Annotated in this window: 14 protein-coding genes; 7 read left to right on the top strand and 7 right to left on the bottom strand. The window is 57.3% G+C overall.

The annotated features are described in order from the left end of the window. Positions 1 to 117: 117 nt before the first annotated feature. From secD to QSJ36_RS05905, 3 genes are all read right to left on the bottom strand, one after another. Positions 118 to 2,499, bottom strand: a complete 2,382-nt coding sequence (gene secD / locus QSJ36_RS05915; protein WP_180970956.1) for a protein translocase subunit SecD — start codon at positions 2,497 to 2,499, stop codon at positions 118 to 120. Between the two features lie 255 nt (positions 2,500 to 2,754). Then, positions 2,755 to 3,717, bottom strand: a complete 963-nt coding sequence (locus tag QSJ36_RS05910) for a polysaccharide deacetylase family protein (RefSeq protein WP_180973695.1) — start codon at positions 3,715 to 3,717, stop codon at positions 2,755 to 2,757. A 129-nt stretch (positions 3,718 to 3,846) separates the two neighbouring features. After that, on the bottom strand, positions 3,847 to 4,524 hold the full coding sequence (locus QSJ36_RS05905; protein ID WP_180975243.1) for an outer membrane lipoprotein-sorting protein: 678 nt from the start codon (positions 4,522 to 4,524) through the stop codon (positions 3,847 to 3,849). A 197-nt stretch (positions 4,525 to 4,721) separates the two neighbouring features. Here QSJ36_RS05905 and QSJ36_RS05900 point away from each other — a divergent pair, with 197 nt between their 5' ends. Next, complete coding sequence (locus QSJ36_RS05900) at positions 4,722 to 5,411, top strand: polyphenol oxidase family protein (RefSeq protein WP_180970959.1); 690 nt, start codon at positions 4,722 to 4,724, stop codon at positions 5,409 to 5,411. A 225-nt stretch (positions 5,412 to 5,636) separates the two neighbouring features. Then, a complete protein-coding gene (locus QSJ36_RS05895; RefSeq protein WP_102722555.1) occupies positions 5,637 to 6,557 on the top strand; it encodes a phage capsid protein in 921 nt (306 codons plus the stop codon). A gap of 168 nt (positions 6,558 to 6,725) precedes the next feature. On the opposite strand, the gene QSJ36_RS05890 is transcribed toward QSJ36_RS05895, so the two are convergent. Further along, on the bottom strand, positions 6,726 to 7,520 hold the full coding sequence (locus QSJ36_RS05890) for a hypothetical protein (protein WP_215442176.1): 795 nt from the start codon (positions 7,518 to 7,520) through the stop codon (positions 6,726 to 6,728). A 363-nt stretch (positions 7,521 to 7,883) separates the two neighbouring features. On the opposite strand from QSJ36_RS05890, the gene QSJ36_RS05885 reads away from it, so the two are divergent. The 4 genes from QSJ36_RS05885 to QSJ36_RS05870 are packed head-to-tail and all read left to right on the top strand — an operon-like array spanning position 7,884 to position 10,517. Beyond that, positions 7,884 to 8,591 carry a type I 3-dehydroquinate dehydratase gene (locus QSJ36_RS05885; protein WP_102722557.1) on the top strand — a complete coding sequence of 236 codons (708 nt, stop codon included), beginning with the start codon at positions 7,884 to 7,886 and terminating at the stop codon, positions 8,589 to 8,591. A 27-nt stretch (positions 8,592 to 8,618) separates the two neighbouring features. Continuing rightward, on the top strand, positions 8,619 to 9,545 hold the full coding sequence (menA, locus tag QSJ36_RS05880) for a 1,4-dihydroxy-2-naphthoate octaprenyltransferase (RefSeq protein ID WP_285467632.1): 927 nt from the start codon (positions 8,619 to 8,621) through the stop codon (positions 9,543 to 9,545). Positions 9,546 to 9,585: 40 nt separating this feature from the next. Then, positions 9,586 to 10,017 carry a hypothetical protein gene (locus QSJ36_RS05875; RefSeq protein ID WP_022397282.1) on the top strand — a complete coding sequence of 144 codons (432 nt, stop codon included), beginning with the start codon at positions 9,586 to 9,588 and terminating at the stop codon, positions 10,015 to 10,017. Positions 10,018 to 10,022: 5 nt separating this feature from the next. Next, positions 10,023 to 10,517, top strand: coding sequence for a hypothetical protein (locus QSJ36_RS05870; protein ID WP_285467631.1), 495 nt, complete (start codon positions 10,023 to 10,025; stop codon positions 10,515 to 10,517). Between the two features lie 56 nt (positions 10,518 to 10,573). On the opposite strand, the gene gluQRS is transcribed toward QSJ36_RS05870, so the two are convergent. After that, complete coding sequence (gene gluQRS / locus QSJ36_RS05865) at positions 10,574 to 11,419, bottom strand: tRNA glutamyl-Q(34) synthetase GluQRS (RefSeq protein ID WP_285467630.1); 846 nt, start codon at positions 11,417 to 11,419, stop codon at positions 10,574 to 10,576. A gap of 131 nt (positions 11,420 to 11,550) precedes the next feature. On the opposite strand from gluQRS, the gene QSJ36_RS05860 reads away from it, so the two are divergent. Continuing rightward, positions 11,551 to 13,425, top strand: coding sequence for an SLC13 family permease (locus tag QSJ36_RS05860; protein WP_102722561.1), 1,875 nt, complete (start codon positions 11,551 to 11,553; stop codon positions 13,423 to 13,425). A 59-nt stretch (positions 13,426 to 13,484) separates the two neighbouring features. Here QSJ36_RS05860 and QSJ36_RS05855 read toward each other — a convergent pair whose 3' ends face one another. Together QSJ36_RS05855 and QSJ36_RS05850 are read right to left on the bottom strand one after the other, a co-directional pair. Then, entirely contained in the window at positions 13,485 to 14,573 is a 1,089-nt protein-coding gene (locus QSJ36_RS05855; RefSeq protein WP_022397286.1) for a hypothetical protein, read from the bottom strand. After that, positions 14,566 to 15,906 (bottom strand): hypothetical protein, encoded by a 1,341-nt coding sequence (locus QSJ36_RS05850; RefSeq protein ID WP_215451227.1) that lies wholly within the window; start codon positions 15,904 to 15,906, stop codon positions 14,566 to 14,568. The genes QSJ36_RS05855 and QSJ36_RS05850 overlap by 8 nt, the downstream gene beginning before the upstream one ends. Between the last annotated feature and the right edge of the window lie 158 nt (positions 15,907 to 16,064).

Raw genomic sequence — 16,064 nt, 5'->3', positions numbered from 1 at the left:
CCTAGCAAACTCTCTCGGACTTACTTAACCCTTCCCCTTCCTTCCACCAAGAAACAGACCGGGGGAGGCATGCGGCCTCCCCCGGTCAGAGTTAACGAATCAATTTCCTGCCGCGCCTCAGGCTCCGGCCTTCATGGCCTGCTTGACTTCCTCATGCAGACCGTGCTTCCGGGAGAAGAGGAGGGCCGCCGGAGAGGCGATGAAAATGGAGGAGTACGTGCCGATCAGAATACCTGCGGAAATCGTCCAGGCGAAGTCCTCCATGGAAGGGCCGCCGAAGAAGTACAGGCACACCAGCACGGCCAGTGTGGAAAGGGAGGTCAGAATGGTGCGGGAAAGCGTCTGGTTGATGGCTTCATTCATGATTTGGGACGCGCTTTCATTCGGGTCCGAGAAGCGGAGGAATTCGCGAATGCGGTCAAACACGATGATTTTGTCATTGATGGAATAGCCGGCCACCGTCAGCAGCGCGCCGATGTGGATGACGTTCAGCTCAGTGCCGCTGATGATCACCAGCCCCAGCACCAGCAGGACGTCATGCGTCAGGGCGATGACCGCGCCGATGGCGAAGGTCCATTCAAACCGCACCGTCAGGTAAACCATGATGCCCAGAATGCCGAAGAAGAGTGCCCAGGCGGAAGTGATGAGCGTATCGTATCCCATGGACTGCCCGATGGTTTCCTCGCTGAATGGTGCGTTGTCCAGCACGGGGAACGCCTTGTCCAGGGCCGTGGTGATGGCCGCCTTGTCCAGGGCGTTGTCGGAGAAGTTGATCAGGATGTTCACCTTGCTGCTGTCCGTGGATTCCGCCACTTCCTGCACAGTGGCTTTCTGGGTCAGGGCCAGCTTGTTCACGACACCTTCCACTTCCCGGAAGGAGATGTCTCCCTTGTTGACCAGGTAGGAGATGGAGGAACCGCCCGTAAAGTCCATGCCCAGGCAGTCCTTGCCCTTCATGGCCCCCACCACGATGCAGATGAGCAGCAGAATGGCGGACAGGGAGCAGGACCAGACCTTCTGGCCCATGAAGTTGATGTTGCTCTTCTTCTTGAAGAGATTCAGGAATTTAAGGTCCTTCATCATGCCGATGGTATCCGCCCAGTAGAACAGGACGCGGGTGACGAGAATCGCCCCGATCATGGAGGTGATGACGCCCACCGTCAGCGTAACGGCAAAGCCCTTGATGGTGCCGGTGGCCATCCAGTACAGGATGACGGCGGTAATGAGGGAGGTGATGTTGGAGTCAAAGATGGCGGAGAAAGCCTTGTCAAAGGAGTTGCGGATAGCCACGCGGAAGGGGCGCCCCATTTCCTTTTCTTCCCTCAGGCGTTCGTAAATCAGCACGTTCGCGTCCACCGCCACGCCCAGGGTCAGCACGATACCGGCAATACCCGGCAGCGTCAGCTCAAACCCGAAGATGGACATGGCCCCCAGAAGAAGCAGGGCATTGATCGTCAGGCCCATGATAGCCACCAGACCGGCAAAGCGGTAGTAGATGATCATCATGATGAAGCAGAGAATCAGCCCCGTGATGCCCGCGTATTCCCCCTGAAGGAGAGCCGTATGACCCAGGGAGGCGGAGATTTCGCTGGCGGATTCAAAGTTGAGCTTGTTGGTGAGGGGGTTGGAAAGCACCTTCGTCAGGGCCTCCGCCTCGCCGGGCGCATCCAGTCCGCTGATTTCAAAGCTTTTTGAAAGAATGGCCTGAACCGTAGGCGCGCTCTTGACCACGTCATCCAGAACAATGGCCATGCGGTCGTGGCCCAGCTGCATGCGGGAAGTCAGGTTGTACATCTTGTCCGCCCCCTCGTTGCTCAGGGTGACGTTGACATGGCCGGGACGGGCCAGGTCCACCCCGGCGCGCACGATGTCCTTGCCCGTCAGGGATTCACGTTTTTCCAGGAAGATTTTTTCCGTGACGTCCTCGTTTTTGCCGTTCTTGAAGGTGTATTCATACATCCTGTAGCCGGGAACGCGGATGCGGCCTTCCGCCACCAGTTCATTGTTGCGCGGATGGACGGGGAGAATCTGCAGCTTGGCCACCTTGGTCAGGATGGCCTTGGTTTCCTCGCGCTTGGCAGGGTCCGCGGCGGGAATCTGCACTTCAATGAGGTTCAGGTTGTCCTTTTTCTTCGGGCGGATGATGACGTCATTGGCTCCGGTGCTGTTGAGCCGTTCCGTCAGGATCACGCACGCCTGCTCCATGGCCTGGTCCGTCAGCGGAATGGGCTTGCCGTCATCCCCGATGTTCGGTTCTACGCTCAGCGTGAAGGAGACGCCCCCGGCAATGTCAATGCCGTATTTCAAGCCCTGCTGGAAAAGGGAGAACAGGGAAAAGGACGCAATGCCGATGATGAAGATCGTGCCGGCGTTGCGCTTGACCTTGTCCTGGTCGGAACCCAGGTACCAGAAAAACACACCCAGCAATACCAGACCGCCAATGAAAATGAAGAGAGGGTTGTTGAAGAGATCGTAAATAAACGCGAGAGGAGCGGACATTCCGCCAGCCGCGGGGAGAGTATCGGCAGATGCCAGGAGATTCATAGACATTTCAATCCGGATTGGGTGTGAGTAATACGGCAAGGGATTGTGGAGAAATTCGCCAGCAGGTCAAGCCTTCTGTGCGTGTACCCGTTAAGAGGAAGCCACCCCCTGCGGACCTCCGGAAAACGAGCTCCGCCGCGGGCATGAAAAACCCGGTTTCCCTGCGGAAACCGGGTTGAAAGAAGAATGGAAAAGGGGAAACGCCGGAGATTACATGCCTGCCACCGTTTCAACGGGAACGGGGGCGGGCGCCACGGGAGTGACGATCACGGGCGCGGAAAGGGGGGAGGAATCCGGAACGGCGGGAGAAGCGGGCATGGAAGGAGCATGGCCGGCGGCGGCGCGTCCGCGCCGGATGAGCTCGGAAACGGTCACCAGCTCATAACCGCGGTTTTTCAGCCCTTTCACAATGGCGTCTACAGCCGCCACCGTGGAGGCGTGGATGTCATGCACCAGGATGATGGAGCCGGGCTTGGCGCCGTTTACGGCGCGGGCGGCCACCACGGAGGAGCCGGGCTTGCGCCAGTCATTCGTGTCCACGTCCCACATGATGGTGGTGAAGCCGAAACGCTGGCGGGCCCAGGAAGCTACGCCGGCGTTCGTGTAGCCTCCGGGGGGGCGCATGACCACGGGAACAATGCCGCAGGCGTTGCGGATGGCTTCATTGGTGCTCTGGAGCTGGGATTCCGCCTTTTCGCGGGATACCTTGCTCAGGTAGGCGTGGTTCCACGTATGGTTGCCCACTTCATGGCCTTCACTGACCATGCGGCGCACTACCTGGGGATGGGCTTTCACGTTGCAGCCCTGCATGAAGAAGGTTCCCTTGACATTGTTGTCCCGCAGGATGTCCAGCACCCTGGGGGTCAGCGTCCCGTGGGGACCGTCGTCAAAGGTGAGGGCCACCACTTTGTCCGGCACGGCCACGCGGCTGACCGTCACTCCCGGAATGCGGGGGGAAAGCGGGGTGTTGTTGTAGGACGGGCTCACGGACGGCACCTGCACGGACTTGGGGGGCAGCTTCACGGCGGGGCGGTCCGGCTTCTTCCCCGGAGCGGTCACGGGAGAAAGGGAGGTCTTCACCGGAGCGCCGGACTCCACCGGCTGCTCCTGATGCTGGGAACAGGCGGACAGCCCGAGCGCCAGGGCACATGCAAGGAATAAACGTTTCTTCATAACAGGTTTTTGGAGGATGTACGCCCATCCCGCCTTCTTGTCACGTCCTAAATCATCCATCCGTGCGGCATGAAAAAGAAGGAGGCTTCCCCTCCCTGGGAAGGGCGCCCGCGGGAACGAGGCGGGGGATTATTCCGGACTGTCCATGTCGATATAGCTGACAGATACCGTTCTGCGGGGATTGGAGGGGTCCCGAACCTCCACCTTCATCCGTTTGAAAAACCAGGAGCCGTCCTTCAGCTTCATCACGGAATCAATCATGAACCTTTTAGCCAGTTCCCCGCGGCCGTCAATGCCGTCCACCTGCCACATGGCTCCGTTTTCCTTGTCAATCCAGACGCGCACCCAGGCATACTGCCCGACCTTGGGGTTCGGGTTCGGAATCTGGACAATCCAGCAGTCCCGGCCCTTCACCGTGCTCGCCGCGTCGTCCCGGACGATTTTGGCCTGGGGCCAGTACAGGTAGCGCATGGAGAGGTCCTCATACGTCACGTCCGTCCCCGCGATGGGCACCGCGTACTGGGCGACCGGCAGAACGCCTGCTTTCCCGTCCTTCCAGGAAAGGATTTCCTGGCCGCGGTCCTTGAATTTCAGGTCAAACCTGTTCCAGACGTTATTCAACTGGTACTGGAAGGCAATGAGGTTGCCGCGCAAGCTCATGGAAAAGGGAACTTTCACGCTGCGTTTGCGTATTTGCCCCTTGATGTCCTTGTTCTCCTGGAGGGTCGCCCCCTGGCGAACCCTTTTCAGCAGTTGCCCGGCATCCGGAACGGCCTGGGAAAATGAAGGAGCCAGGGAAAGGACCATGGCGGCCATCCCCGCGAAAAAAGTGGAAAGCAAAGAATATCTGCGCAGCATGAATTGCTCATATCACTCCGGAAACGCGGAAAAAAACCTTTTCTCAGTCACCGGGCGGCGTCCGTGACATTTTGCGCTAGATTTTGCTCGACTAGGTAATACAAAACGACAAGATGTGCCCAACGACATCTATTGATCCATCAATTATGGAAACGCCTGCATTCTTGAAGCCCATCCAGTCCTATCCTGGGGAAATCGTCCAGTTTATTGAAAGAATCCCGGGGGTGGACGTAACCGGAGACCGCGAAACCGTGCTGGAACGGCTGGAACCGTACCACAAGGCGGAAGTGGAGGCCCTGGGCTGGCGGTGGAAGGACCTGCGCCGCGCCGAACAGGTGCACGGCACCAGGGTGGCCCTGGTGGGGGACATCGGCTCCAATTATCCCGTGGAAGGCGTGGACAGCCTGATCTGCTCCGGAGTTTCCGACTGCGTGCTTGCCATTTACGTGGCGGACTGCGCCGCCGTCTGGCTGTACGACAAGGAAAACTGCCACCGCTCCCTGATTCACTCAGGCAAGGCTGGAACCGCCGGCAACATCGTTTCCAACACCATCAAGTCCATGAAGAAATGCCTGGGAGTGGACCCTGCCAACCTGATTGCCGTCATCTCCCCCTGCATCCGTCCCCCCCATTATGAGGAAGACATCCCCACGGCCATCAAGGCCCAGCTCGTTGAGGAAGGGGTGCCGGAAGACCAGATTCACGATTCAGGACTGGACACGGCGGCGGATACCAAGCGCTTCTACTCCTACCGCGTGGAGAAGGGGCAGACGGGCCGCATGCTGGCCCTCTTCGGCCCGGACCACGCCACCCGCCCGCACCCGATCATTCTTTAACAGCGGAAAGGCAGCGCCTTTCATTCCTTTTACCCAGCGCATCACGGTTCCGCCGTGGTGCGTTTTTTTTGCAGGTGGCCCATACCCGTTGGCGCTGGACGGGACCGGCCCGCAATCCCGCAAGGGACATGGCCGCATCCCACCGCGGCAGGACCGTTCCGGTTATTCCGGACCCGATAATCCAAGTTGCCGTTCCCGCATTCAAACATCATTACATTTGCAATCATGGCAGTAACAATCAGCGACAATTATCAGGTAAAATACACCAGGAAATGGGGCACCCTGCTCCAGCAGCACGCTTCCCGCCTGGACAAGTACGTCAGCGTCATGCGCGACTTGAGCGGCAAAGTGGTCTTTCTGGACCAATTCGGCGTTCTGGATTTCACGGAAAAAACCACCCGCGTGGGCCAGACCGTTCTGAACGAGGCGCCCACCACGCGCCGTTCCATGCGTCCGCGCACCTTCACCAAGGCCATCGGCTACGACGAATTCGACGCTACCCGCCTGGGCGACATGGACCTTCCCGTCAGCAAGACGATTGAAGGACTCCAGGCCGCCGCAGGGCGCCGCATGGACGACGTGATGATCTCCGCCTTCCTGGACACGAATTACGTGGGGGAAGACGGCATGACCGCCGTTCCGTTCAAGGAAAGCCAGCAGATCGCCGTGGACCACGTGGACAGCGGGACCAAGGGCGCAAGCAACCTCACGGTAGCCAAGCTGCGCGCGGCCCTCCAGCTCTTTGAGGAAAACGAGGCATGGAACCAGGACGCCCCCCAGTTCGGCGACCAGCTCGTCATTGCGGTGACCAGCTCCCAGATCATGAGCCTGCTGCGGGAAACGGAGGTCAGCAGTTATGACTTCAACAACGTGAAAGCCCTGGTGGAAGGCAAGATAGACACCTTCATGGGCTTCAAGTTCATCCGTACCCAGCGGCTTCCGAAGGCGGAGGACGGCACCCGTTCCTGCCTGGCCTGGGTGAAGAGCAAGGCGCAGTTCGGCATCTGGAACGACTTCAAGGTGAAGCTTTCCGTACGCGACGACATGGAGGAAGCCCTCCAGATCCGCGCCAAGTTCGCCTGCGGCGCCACCCGTCTCCAGGAAGAAGGCTTCGTCAAAATCCTGTGCGACGAAGGGGCCAACTAGGCCGCATGCACCATTAACACCCTCTCTTCATCCATGAAGGGAGACGCCCCGGGCCGTTCTACGGTCCGGGGCTCTTGTTTTCCGGAAAACGACGGTCCCAATGACGAAAGCGTTCCGCTCCGCAACCGGAAACATGGCGTTGCCGGCACAAGGCGCTTTCCAGCGGTTTCACGGAAGCTCCTTCTTTCCGGCAAAAAGGTTCAGGCTTTTCAGCCAGCGCCATGAGTTGATCGCCGGATTTACCAGATAGGACAGATCCGTATATTTGGTACGTGCGTTATTGAAGTGTCCCATGGATTTGCAGAGGGCGGGCATGGGCGCTCCCACCCCGCAGGAAACAGGCGCCGGGGAAAGGGCATATAAATCCCCGTAGCGGCCCAAATACCGGGCAAACCATTCTTCCAGGGAACCATAATACCTCAGCCATGGCCAGACCCGCTGACCAGATGGAAGCGCCGGAAGAACACGGTCACATAAAGAAAGGTTCATCACATACGCTCCGGAGGCAGCCATATCCGATACGCGCAATAGAGCGGACTTTTCCCCATTCGCCACGGAGCAGGCAATATGGGGAGAAAGATGCGGTTCACTTAAAAACAAGACTGTTCTTTCCCGGCATCCATTCAGCAACTGCCCAAGCATTCGCGCCATGGTGCCCGTTACCGGGAGCCTGAAACGGCAATTTTCCTCCACGACCATGAAACGGGTGAAATTACGGGAAGAAGCAAGAGCCAAAGCCGCCTGGTGCCCCAGCACCCGGGCCGCTTTCCGCCTCTCCGCCCGGAGAGAGGCCCCATCCCGGTCCCCTCCCGGAGAAGGAACGTCTACGGGAACCAGTTCATGAACCGGAACGCCATGCGGAACATACGCTTTCCAGGACCATTCCGGATGGCCGGACGCTCCTTCCTCCGTCTTTACCACCAGCACGGCATCCAAAGCCGCCCAGAAAGGATTCCGCCCCATTCGCAGTAACGCTGACCAAAACATATTCACAGATTTTTACGTAACGCCGTCAGGCCGCCTTTTTCAAGCCTGCCCTCCCTTCTCAATATGTTCTTAACATCTGGAGATTGAAAAATAACGCCCTCCGCCGGAAAAGAAAACGGAACCTTATGAAACAATCTTGTCCGGATAGCAGAATGGCTGCCGGCGTTGGCGCCCCGCAAGCCATTCGCAGGGGAGCCGCACAATAGGATTGGCACAGGATTAAGGCAAACAGCTCCGGAAGGAACAAGGTTGGGGAACTGACATAATACGGACGCAAAATGAGGAGGAACACCTCAATAGAAGATTGACCTTCCTTTCTTTACTGGAATAGTAGGATGTATGCAGCAGATTGTACGTGAACATCAGACCTATCCGCCGAAAATCGTTGCGTCCGTCACCTCATGGGAGTTGTGGAAAACGCTGAAAGGAAAAGATTTAACAGACCAGTGCGACTGGGTGGAACTGCGCGTGGATGCCCTTCCCCCGGAACTCACGGCGGAGCAGGTCATGGAGTTCAGGCCGGAGATGCCCCTGCTGGTCACCGTACGCTGCCATGAAGAAGGCGGCCTGCGCCGCATTCCGGAAGAGGAGCGCTTTGCCCTGCTCCGTGCCTACATGCCGTACGCCACCGCCATGGACATTGAAATCAAGGCCATGCGGCATGCCAGGGAACTAATCATGGAAGCGGGGGCACGGGACGTCATCGTCATCGGCTCCACCCATGACTTCCAAATCACGCCGGGCGTGGACTACCTGCGCGAACTGGAAAAACGGGCGCGCGCCCACAAGGCGGACATCGTCAAATTCGCGTTCACGCCGTGCCTCGCCTCGGACATCCAGACGGGCGTGCAGCTTTTCACCAAGCCCAAGGGGCCGATTGCCGTCATGGGCATGGGACCCATGGGGCCCGTCTCCCGCCTGCTTTACTCCCAGCTCGGCTCCTGCCTGGTGTACGGCTACCTGGGGGAAAAAGAGACGGCGCCCGGCCAGTGGCACGTCTCCCTCATCAAGGAAACCCTCCGCCACCTCGGCCCTATTCTCCGCTGATTCCGGAGCCTTTCTTTCCGCTCTCTCATGAACATCATTACTTCCACCTTTCTGGCGGCACGCCCCAAAACACTCACCGCCTCCCTCATTCCGGTATGGGCAGGCTGCATGGTGGTGCAGAAACTGACCGGAAACTGGAACGCGGCCCTGGCCCTCCTGACGCTTGCCTCCTGCCTCTGCCTCCAGATTGCCTGCAATTTCTTCAATGACGCCATTGACCACGCCAAGCACGCCGATACGGAACGGCGCACCGGCCCCGTGCGCATGACGGCCAGCGGAGCGCTCTCCCACGAAACGGTCATGATCATCGGCCTCGCCTTCCTGCTGGGCGCGTGCCTGCTGGCGCTCCCCCTCATTGAGCTGCGCGGCTGGCCCATCATCGCCATCGGACTTCCGTCCCTCTACTTCACCTACGGCTACACGGGGGGACCATGGCCGCTGGCCTACAAGGGGCTGGGGGAAATATTCGTCATCCTCTTTTTCGGCCTGGTGGCCGTCCTGGGAACCATCCTGGTGCAGATAGGCACGGCCCCGGTCGTCCCCGGCACGCTGGTGGAATCCCTGGCTGTGTACAACGCCGGCATCGTGGTGGGCATTCAGTGCGGCCTTCTGTGCGCCGTCATGATAGCCATCAACAACATCCGCGACAGAAAGGAAGACCTCACCACGGGCAAGCGCACGCTGGCCGTGCGGCTGGGAGAGGGAAAAGCGCGCGCCATGGCCCAGGCCTTCATCCTGGCGGCCTACATCACGCTGCCCACGTCCAGCCGGGCCCTGCACCTGAACCTCTCCCATACGTGGTGGATGTGGATTCCCGCCATCCTCTTCGGCGGCTACCTGATGCTCCTGATCCGCAAAACGCCTGCGGACAAACGCATGAACAAGGTGCTGGCCCTCGCCTCCCTCCATCTGCTGCTGTACCTGGCCACGTACACAATTCTGCCCGCACACTGAAAAACGCCTCCTTTTCCCAACGTAGTAACATACGTGTATCATGAATCTGCTTAAATTCATTCCCGTTTTTCTCATTCTCCCCACCTTCTTCTCCTGCACTCAAAAAAGCACTCTGGAAATCGCCACCGGGAAGGTGACGACCATCAAGCTGGGCAACGTGGTCCGCATCAAGGAAATCAACGTGCTGACCTCCGCGGATGACGGCACCTTCGCCAACATGGCGGGCACGGCGGCGGAAGCGATGACGCCCGGCATCATCGGCATGGGCACCTCCAAACTGGCTTCCGCCACCGGCTCCATCGTGGACGGCAGGGTGGAGGCCACCAAAATGATCCGCGTGCGCGTCAAGCTCAAGGACACGAACGAACTCGTGGAAGTCCAGCAGGAAGTAACGCCCAACTTCACCCTGAAAATAGGCCAGGAAGTCGTCATCACCCAGGGCAGCACGCCCGGCAACGTCTGGCCCGATTAACGGAAATGAACCACGCTGCGGCACCCGCCTCGCCACACCGGGGCCTCCTGATTAAAATCGCCGGCCTCCTGGTGGCCGTCTCCCCCCTCTGTGCGTGGAACTACTGGAACAGCATTCCTTCCACAGCGCTGCTGACCCCCCTGCTCCTTGCGGCCCTGTTCGCCGGAACGGCATGGGCCATGAAAAAAAACGTCCGTGAAACCTTCCGCCCGGTTCTTCCGGCGGTGCGTCTCACGCTGGCCGCTGGGCTGGCCTTCACGCTTATCACCCAGCTTTCCCAGGCTGCCCTCAACTGGCTTCCCCAGGTACTGGCGGGAACGGCAATCATGCCGCCCGCATGGATTATCCCGCTGGGTCACCTGAATCTGCTGGTGACCTTCTGTGCCCTTCTTCTGCTAACCATGGCGGCGGCCTGTGCATGCCTTCTCTGCATCGGAAAACGCGGAATCCGCCCCACCGCGGAAAAAACGCAACCGGACTCCCGAACCCGGCCTTCCTGACGGAAGCCGCCGAAGACGCCAAGAAGATACTCCGGAAATACGGGGATGAACATCCCCTAACTCTCCCGCATCAGGCGGAACACGTCTTCCGGACGCATCCCCGCGGCACGCATCTCATGAAGGCTCAGGCTCCGGTCCCTCTTGGCAAGCCGCTTGCCGGAGGCGTCCTTCACCAGCCGGTGATGGTACCACTGCGGCACTGGAAGCCCCAGCAGGGCCTGGAGCGTCCGGTGAATGCCGGTCACAGGGAACAAATCCTCACCACGGCTCACATGGGTGACGCCCTGGGCCGCATCATCCACCACCACGGCAATATGGTAGCTGGCCGCACAATCCTTGCGGCCCAGAATCACGTCCCCCAGTTCCTCCGGGCGGCAGACCTGGTCTCCGGACCGCATGTCCCGCCACAGCAGGGGGCCCGTAATCCGCGCCGCGACGCGGCAGTCCAGCCGCCACGAAAAGGGCTTGCCGGATTTGAGAAGCTCCTTCCGGCGCCCCTTGTCAAGCAAGCGGCAGGTTCCCGGATAAACGTCCACGCGGCCGCCCTGCGGCGCGCCGCCCATGGCGGCCACCTCCTCCGCAATCTCCCGGCGCGTGCAGAAACAGGGGTACAGCACCCCGCGGTCCTTCAACGCCTGGAGGGCATGTTCATAAGCGCTGAAGCGTGAAGACTGGACCATCATCGTCCCGTCAAAGCGAATGCCCAGCCAGTCCAGGTCTTCCAGGATGCCCCCTACAAACTCCGGACGGCACCGCGTCCGGTCGATGTCTTCCATCCTCAGCACGCACCTTCCGGAAAAACGGTCCGCCAGGGAACGGGCCTCCCACGCGGCCAGGGCATGCCCCAGATGGAGACGGCCCGTAGGGCTGGGGGCGAACCTTGTTACTATGGGGGAATCCATGCGGCGCCGCCACCATAAAAAAGCGCAGCCGCCTTTTCAAACCCTTTCCGGAAAATTATTGCGGCTTGACAGAAAGAGGCCGGGAAAGTAGGAGAGTTGGTCCCTTTCCCTGCACCTTCAACTTTCAGTACATGCTTTCTCTTCTCAACATCAACTCCGCCTCCGTCATGGGCTGGCTGGAATCAGCGGCCACCCAGCAATGGATTGTGGGCATCCTGCTGCTGCTCCTGTTCATCTGCTTCATCAAGGAATGGATGCCCGTGGAAATCACGGCCCTGGCAGGAACCGCCGCGCTCATGCTTACGGGGATATTGAGCACGCGGGACGTGCTGTCCAGCTTTGCCAACAGCGGCCCGCTGACGGTGGTCTGCATGTTCATCCTGAGCGCCTCCCTGGAAAGGACGGGGCTGATCGGGGACCTCTCCAAGCTTTTCAACAAGGTAGCCAAAGGCCGGGAGCTGACCGCGCTGCTGGTCATCACGCTGGGGGCGTTCATGGTCTCCCCCTTCGTCAACAACACCCCGGTGGTCGTCATCCTGATGCCCATTGTGCTGGCCTTCTGCCGGGACCACAACATCGCGGCCTCCAAACTCCTCATTCCCCTCTCCTACGCCACCATCCTGGGCGGCACCTGCTCCGTGGTGGGCACCTCCACCAACGTGGTCGTGCTGGGCCAGGTGCAGAAACTGGGCTATGAAGGCATCCAGATGTTCACGGTAACGCCCATGGGGCTCATTTACGCGGCGGCGGGGCTGCTCTATCTCTGGACCTTTGGCCGCAAATGGCTCCCGTCCCGCCCCACCCTGTCCACCATGCTCCCCGGCGGCATCCAGCGCGACTTCCTGCTCCAGGTCAGAATCCCCGCGGACTCCCCGCACATCGGCGCCACTCCCGTCAGCCTCATGCAGTCCGAACTGCTGGGCACCAAAATCGTGGAAGTGCGCCGCAAGGGCTTCTCCATGCAGGAGGAACTGCAACACATCAACCTGGAGGAGGGCGACCGCATCCTCTTCCTGTGCAATGCCAGAAAAGTCAACCAGGTCCGGGAGGCCAGGGGCGTGGACCTGGGCTGGGACGACAGCCGCGGACTGGAAACGCTGGAACAGCGCGACGTGCAAATCGTGGAAGGCATGATTGCCAACAATTCCGAATTCGCCGGACTGTCCCTGTCCGAACTCAAGCTGCGCCAGCGGTTCAACATTTTTGTGCTCGCCATCCACAGGCAGGGCAAGAACATCACGGACATGGGGCCGGATACCAAGCTGGCCGCCGGGGACACCCTGCTGCTGGAAGGCCCGCAGGAAGGGATGAACCGCATCCTGACCAAGCAGCGCATCATTCCCCTGAGCCAGCGCCCCGCGGACGCGCACAACCGCAGCAAGCAGGGCTGGGCCATCCTGGCCATGGGGCTGTTCATCTTCATCGGGCTGCTGGGCTCCTTTGAGCAGTACGGGGAATTCTTCAAGTTCTTCGCGCGCTTCAACCCCTTCTACCTCGCGTTCATCGGCGCCCTGATCGTCGTCATCTCCGGCTGCGTCAAGCCGAAGGAAGCCTACCAGGCGGTGGACTGGGGCATCATCTTCCTGATTCTGGGCATGCTGTGCGTGGGGGAAGCCATGAGCAAGACCGGACTAGCCAAGGCCATCGCCTTCGGCGTGGTGGACAACATAGGCCCCATGGGCTGCCTGGTCGCCATCTCCGGCCTCTACCTGATCTGCTCCATCCTGACGGAAATGATTTCCAACAATGCCGTAGCCGCCGTCATGGGACCGCTGGCCTATGAAATGGCCCTGCAATTCGACGCCAACCCCATCCCCTTCATCCTGGCCGTCATGTTCGGCGCCAGCGCCAGCTTCTCCACCCCCATCGGCTACCAGACCAACACCTACGTGTACAACGCAGGCGGCTACAAATTCAAGGACTTCGTGAAAGTAGGGCTGCCCCTCAACATTCTTCTGTGGATCATCTTCACCTGCACCGTCGGCTGGCTGTACCCGCTCAAGTAGAAAAGACGATTCTGCGGAAAAGGCTTCCCGGCGGGCAATCCGCTCTTCCGTGTAAAAAGTCAGGATTCATCCGGATCACAGGAAAGGCGTTCTTTCCGTATCTTCTGACGCATGGGTTCTGAATGAAGATAAAGTGCCTCCTCATTCAAGTAGGAATCCGGCTGGGCCATCGTATGGAAAAAAGAAAGAATGGTCTCAATCAGGGGCGTGAATTCCTTCTTTTCTGTTAACGAAGCAAGCTTTTCACTTACCCGCACATACAGGGAATCAGGCTGGTGAATCACAGGTGACAAGTTACTGTACTGAAGAAATACTGATTTATAAAAGAATTGGCCCAAAGCCTGCTGTTCCTTCTCTGAGGCGGGTGGCTGAAGGGACATCACGTTCTGACCGGCGTTAATAGCGGCTTTCCAGGCGTCAACTGTCTTGGACATATCTTTTTCCCCATCCATGGCCAGCGTAAGGGCGCACGCGGCATTCCATGCCTTTTGAAGGTCCAGGATGACTTGACGTTGCTGTTTTTCAGAAGCGCCCGCGTGTTTGTCACGGAATAGGGGATCATAACCCTCTCTGGATAATCGGGAGGGCATGCGGAGGGTTGCGCCTTCCAATCCCTCGGCAATCATCGCCTGGAACTGCTGGCCGTTGAGAATGTCCGCGATCTGTTTCCGGGAGGGGCTGTTCGGAGATAGTTTGGAGTCCAGCTCCTTACAAATATCTCTGATTTGCCGGTCTCTCCAATTCAGGGCGAAAAAATTGTCCCTGGGACCTTCAAAAGGATCAAAAATGATTTTTTCAAGAAAACCTTGATGAAGCGGATCCGTGGCTTTTGCACGCCTGGCCAGTTCTTGAACTGCCTGCAAATAGTCTTCATCCGGAAATTTTCTGATGTAGTCAGCCATCTGTGTAAGCTCCACCCTGGAAAACCGGGAAAGATCATTGAAGATAAAGGGAATATTCTTAAGAATAAGCTGACGGCATTCGGCATCCGCCTTTGCCGCGGCCTTCCATTGCTTCTCCTTGATGCATTGACTTTTCTGTTGCTGAACAATTTTTATTTTTTTCCAATAATCCGGACTCTCCTGATTATTGGAAAAAGCCGGAAAGGAAAGCAGGCTCAGCAAGAAATAAGATAATAGTTTATTCATGTTTTCTAAAATAATTCGGGAATATTAAATAGAGAATTTTATTGTTATCAGAAACTCCGCCACTAATTCCTGCACCGTCATAGTCTATAATAGCACAGTGGGCATCATCGAAACAAAGCCATCCAGGCTCAGGTAAAACAGTGGAAGCCTTGAACCATTTCCACCCTTTTATTGTTGTATTTGGTGATATCCATTCTGCAACTATGGGGGCCCGTGATTGGACGAGGTTGATGGTGAAGGTAGGAATATCAATACCACAGGAATGGCAGTGGTAAAATACAAATATATTACATTTGCTCTGATTATAAAAATTATTCATTCCAAAGGCATTATGCCCGTAATTCTTTACTTCTTTTTTAAGAAGAGCCGCTTCCGTATAAAGCTGTTTTGTTGCGGTATCCAATGGAGGAGAAGCGTTACGGAAAACATCTTCCAATTTGTCAAAATCATACCACGGGGTCAATTTGGCATAAGTCTTTTTCATCAAATCTGCGATGGCACTATTAATAAGGTTTTTCTCATGCTGACTGTTGACTACCCCTACGCAATCCGGGTCTCCCCTACACAAAAAAGGAGATTTTTTTCCACCATACGCATCTTCCCGCCGAGTATATGTAAAAATTTTACCATTGATTTTAGAACGCACACGGTAAATTCCCGGAGTATTGCACTGGTAGGTACATGTTGTTCCATTTCCAACTTCAACCCATTGGGTTTCAAAATTAAGTGTCTTTGATGCTCGAAGCCGGCATATTTCCCATGTGATAATATCTTTAAATTTGCTTTTTTGTCCCAGCATATCCTTATTCAACGCCATTTCTATGCATTCTCCCTTAATCAGCAATACTCTACTGTTCTCCGTAGGCGCATTTTGCTTCCGCACGGAAATGTCCACCACAACAGGAGTGACGAAAAGGGTAATTCCGTCTAGATCTTTTTTCCCCGGAGCCGGATTGTAATAGGTCTGGGAATATTCAATGTCAAACGTATGGGTGCCGGGCATCAAAATGTGGGGATAATCCCTTCTTCCCTTGGAAATATCATGACCTTTGCCGCTTTCTTTCAGCCATTCCTGTTTTTTTCCCTTATCGTCCGTAATGGAAATAGTGCAACCGTCATCTGATACCAGAGTCACGAAACCGATACCGCAAGGCTGACCAGAAAAATCGTTGTTTTTGTCGTCGTCATATTCAGGGCGTTTACGGGAATTGGGAGCCTCCTTAAAAGTGAAGGAGACGGAATAATTCTCCTTGTGAGGTTTTCGAGGATCATCAACAATGGTTGAGTTAGGTTTTTTGACATGGCCTTCCAATACAATCCCACTCTTGAACATTCTCAGTGAGAAGTATCTATCAATGTTGAGCTGGTCCGGCAAATCCGGAATCCGGAGCCTGATCCCACGGTACATTTTACCTTCCGTGGTGATTCAGATGTGGACCCATTTCATTATTTGGGGCTGTCTCTCCTGTAAAAAGAAAGACAGCCCCTTAA

The organism is Akkermansia sp. NBRC 115031, assembly GCF_030268505.1.
Classification (GTDB): domain Bacteria; phylum Verrucomicrobiota; class Verrucomicrobiia; order Verrucomicrobiales; family Akkermansiaceae; genus Akkermansia; species Akkermansia massiliensis.
This window is presented reverse-complemented; position numbering and strand designations above follow the sequence as displayed.

Bases quoted from the DNA above. Each gene is read 5' to 3' on its own strand.
- QSJ36_RS05905 (WP_180975243.1), bottom strand. From the start codon at position 4,524: ATGGTCCTTTCCCTGGCTCCTTCATTTTCCCAGGCCGTTCCGGATGCC.
- QSJ36_RS05860 (WP_102722561.1), top strand. From the start codon at position 11,551: ATGCTTTCTCTTCTCAACATCAACTCCGCCTCCGTCATGGGCTGGCTG.
- QSJ36_RS05855 (WP_022397286.1), bottom strand. From the start codon at position 14,573: ATGAATAAACTATTATCTTATTTCTTGCTGAGCCTGCTTTCCTTTCCG.
- QSJ36_RS05850 (WP_215451227.1), bottom strand. From the start codon at position 15,906: ATGTTCAAGAGTGGGATTGTATTGGAAGGCCATGTCAAAAAACCTAAC.
- QSJ36_RS05900 (WP_180970959.1), top strand. From the start codon at position 4,722: ATGGAAACGCCTGCATTCTTGAAGCCCATCCAGTCCTATCCTGGGGAA.
- QSJ36_RS05910 (WP_180973695.1), bottom strand. From the start codon at position 3,717: ATGAAGAAACGTTTATTCCTTGCATGTGCCCTGGCGCTCGGGCTGTCC.
- gluQRS (WP_285467630.1), bottom strand. From the start codon at position 11,419: ATGGATTCCCCCATAGTAACAAGGTTCGCCCCCAGCCCTACGGGCCGT.
- QSJ36_RS05885 (WP_102722557.1), top strand. From the start codon at position 7,884: ATGCAGCAGATTGTACGTGAACATCAGACCTATCCGCCGAAAATCGTT.
- QSJ36_RS05875 (WP_022397282.1), top strand. From the start codon at position 9,586: ATGAATCTGCTTAAATTCATTCCCGTTTTTCTCATTCTCCCCACCTTC.
- QSJ36_RS05870 (WP_285467631.1), top strand. From the start codon at position 10,023: ATGAACCACGCTGCGGCACCCGCCTCGCCACACCGGGGCCTCCTGATT.
- secD (WP_180970956.1), bottom strand. From the start codon at position 2,499: ATGTCCGCTCCTCTCGCGTTTATTTACGATCTCTTCAACAACCCTCTC.
- QSJ36_RS05895 (WP_102722555.1), top strand. From the start codon at position 5,637: ATGGCAGTAACAATCAGCGACAATTATCAGGTAAAATACACCAGGAAA.
- menA (WP_285467632.1), top strand. From the start codon at position 8,619: ATGAACATCATTACTTCCACCTTTCTGGCGGCACGCCCCAAAACACTC.
- QSJ36_RS05890 (WP_215442176.1), bottom strand. From the start codon at position 7,520: ATGGGGCGGAATCCTTTCTGGGCGGCTTTGGATGCCGTGCTGGTGGTA.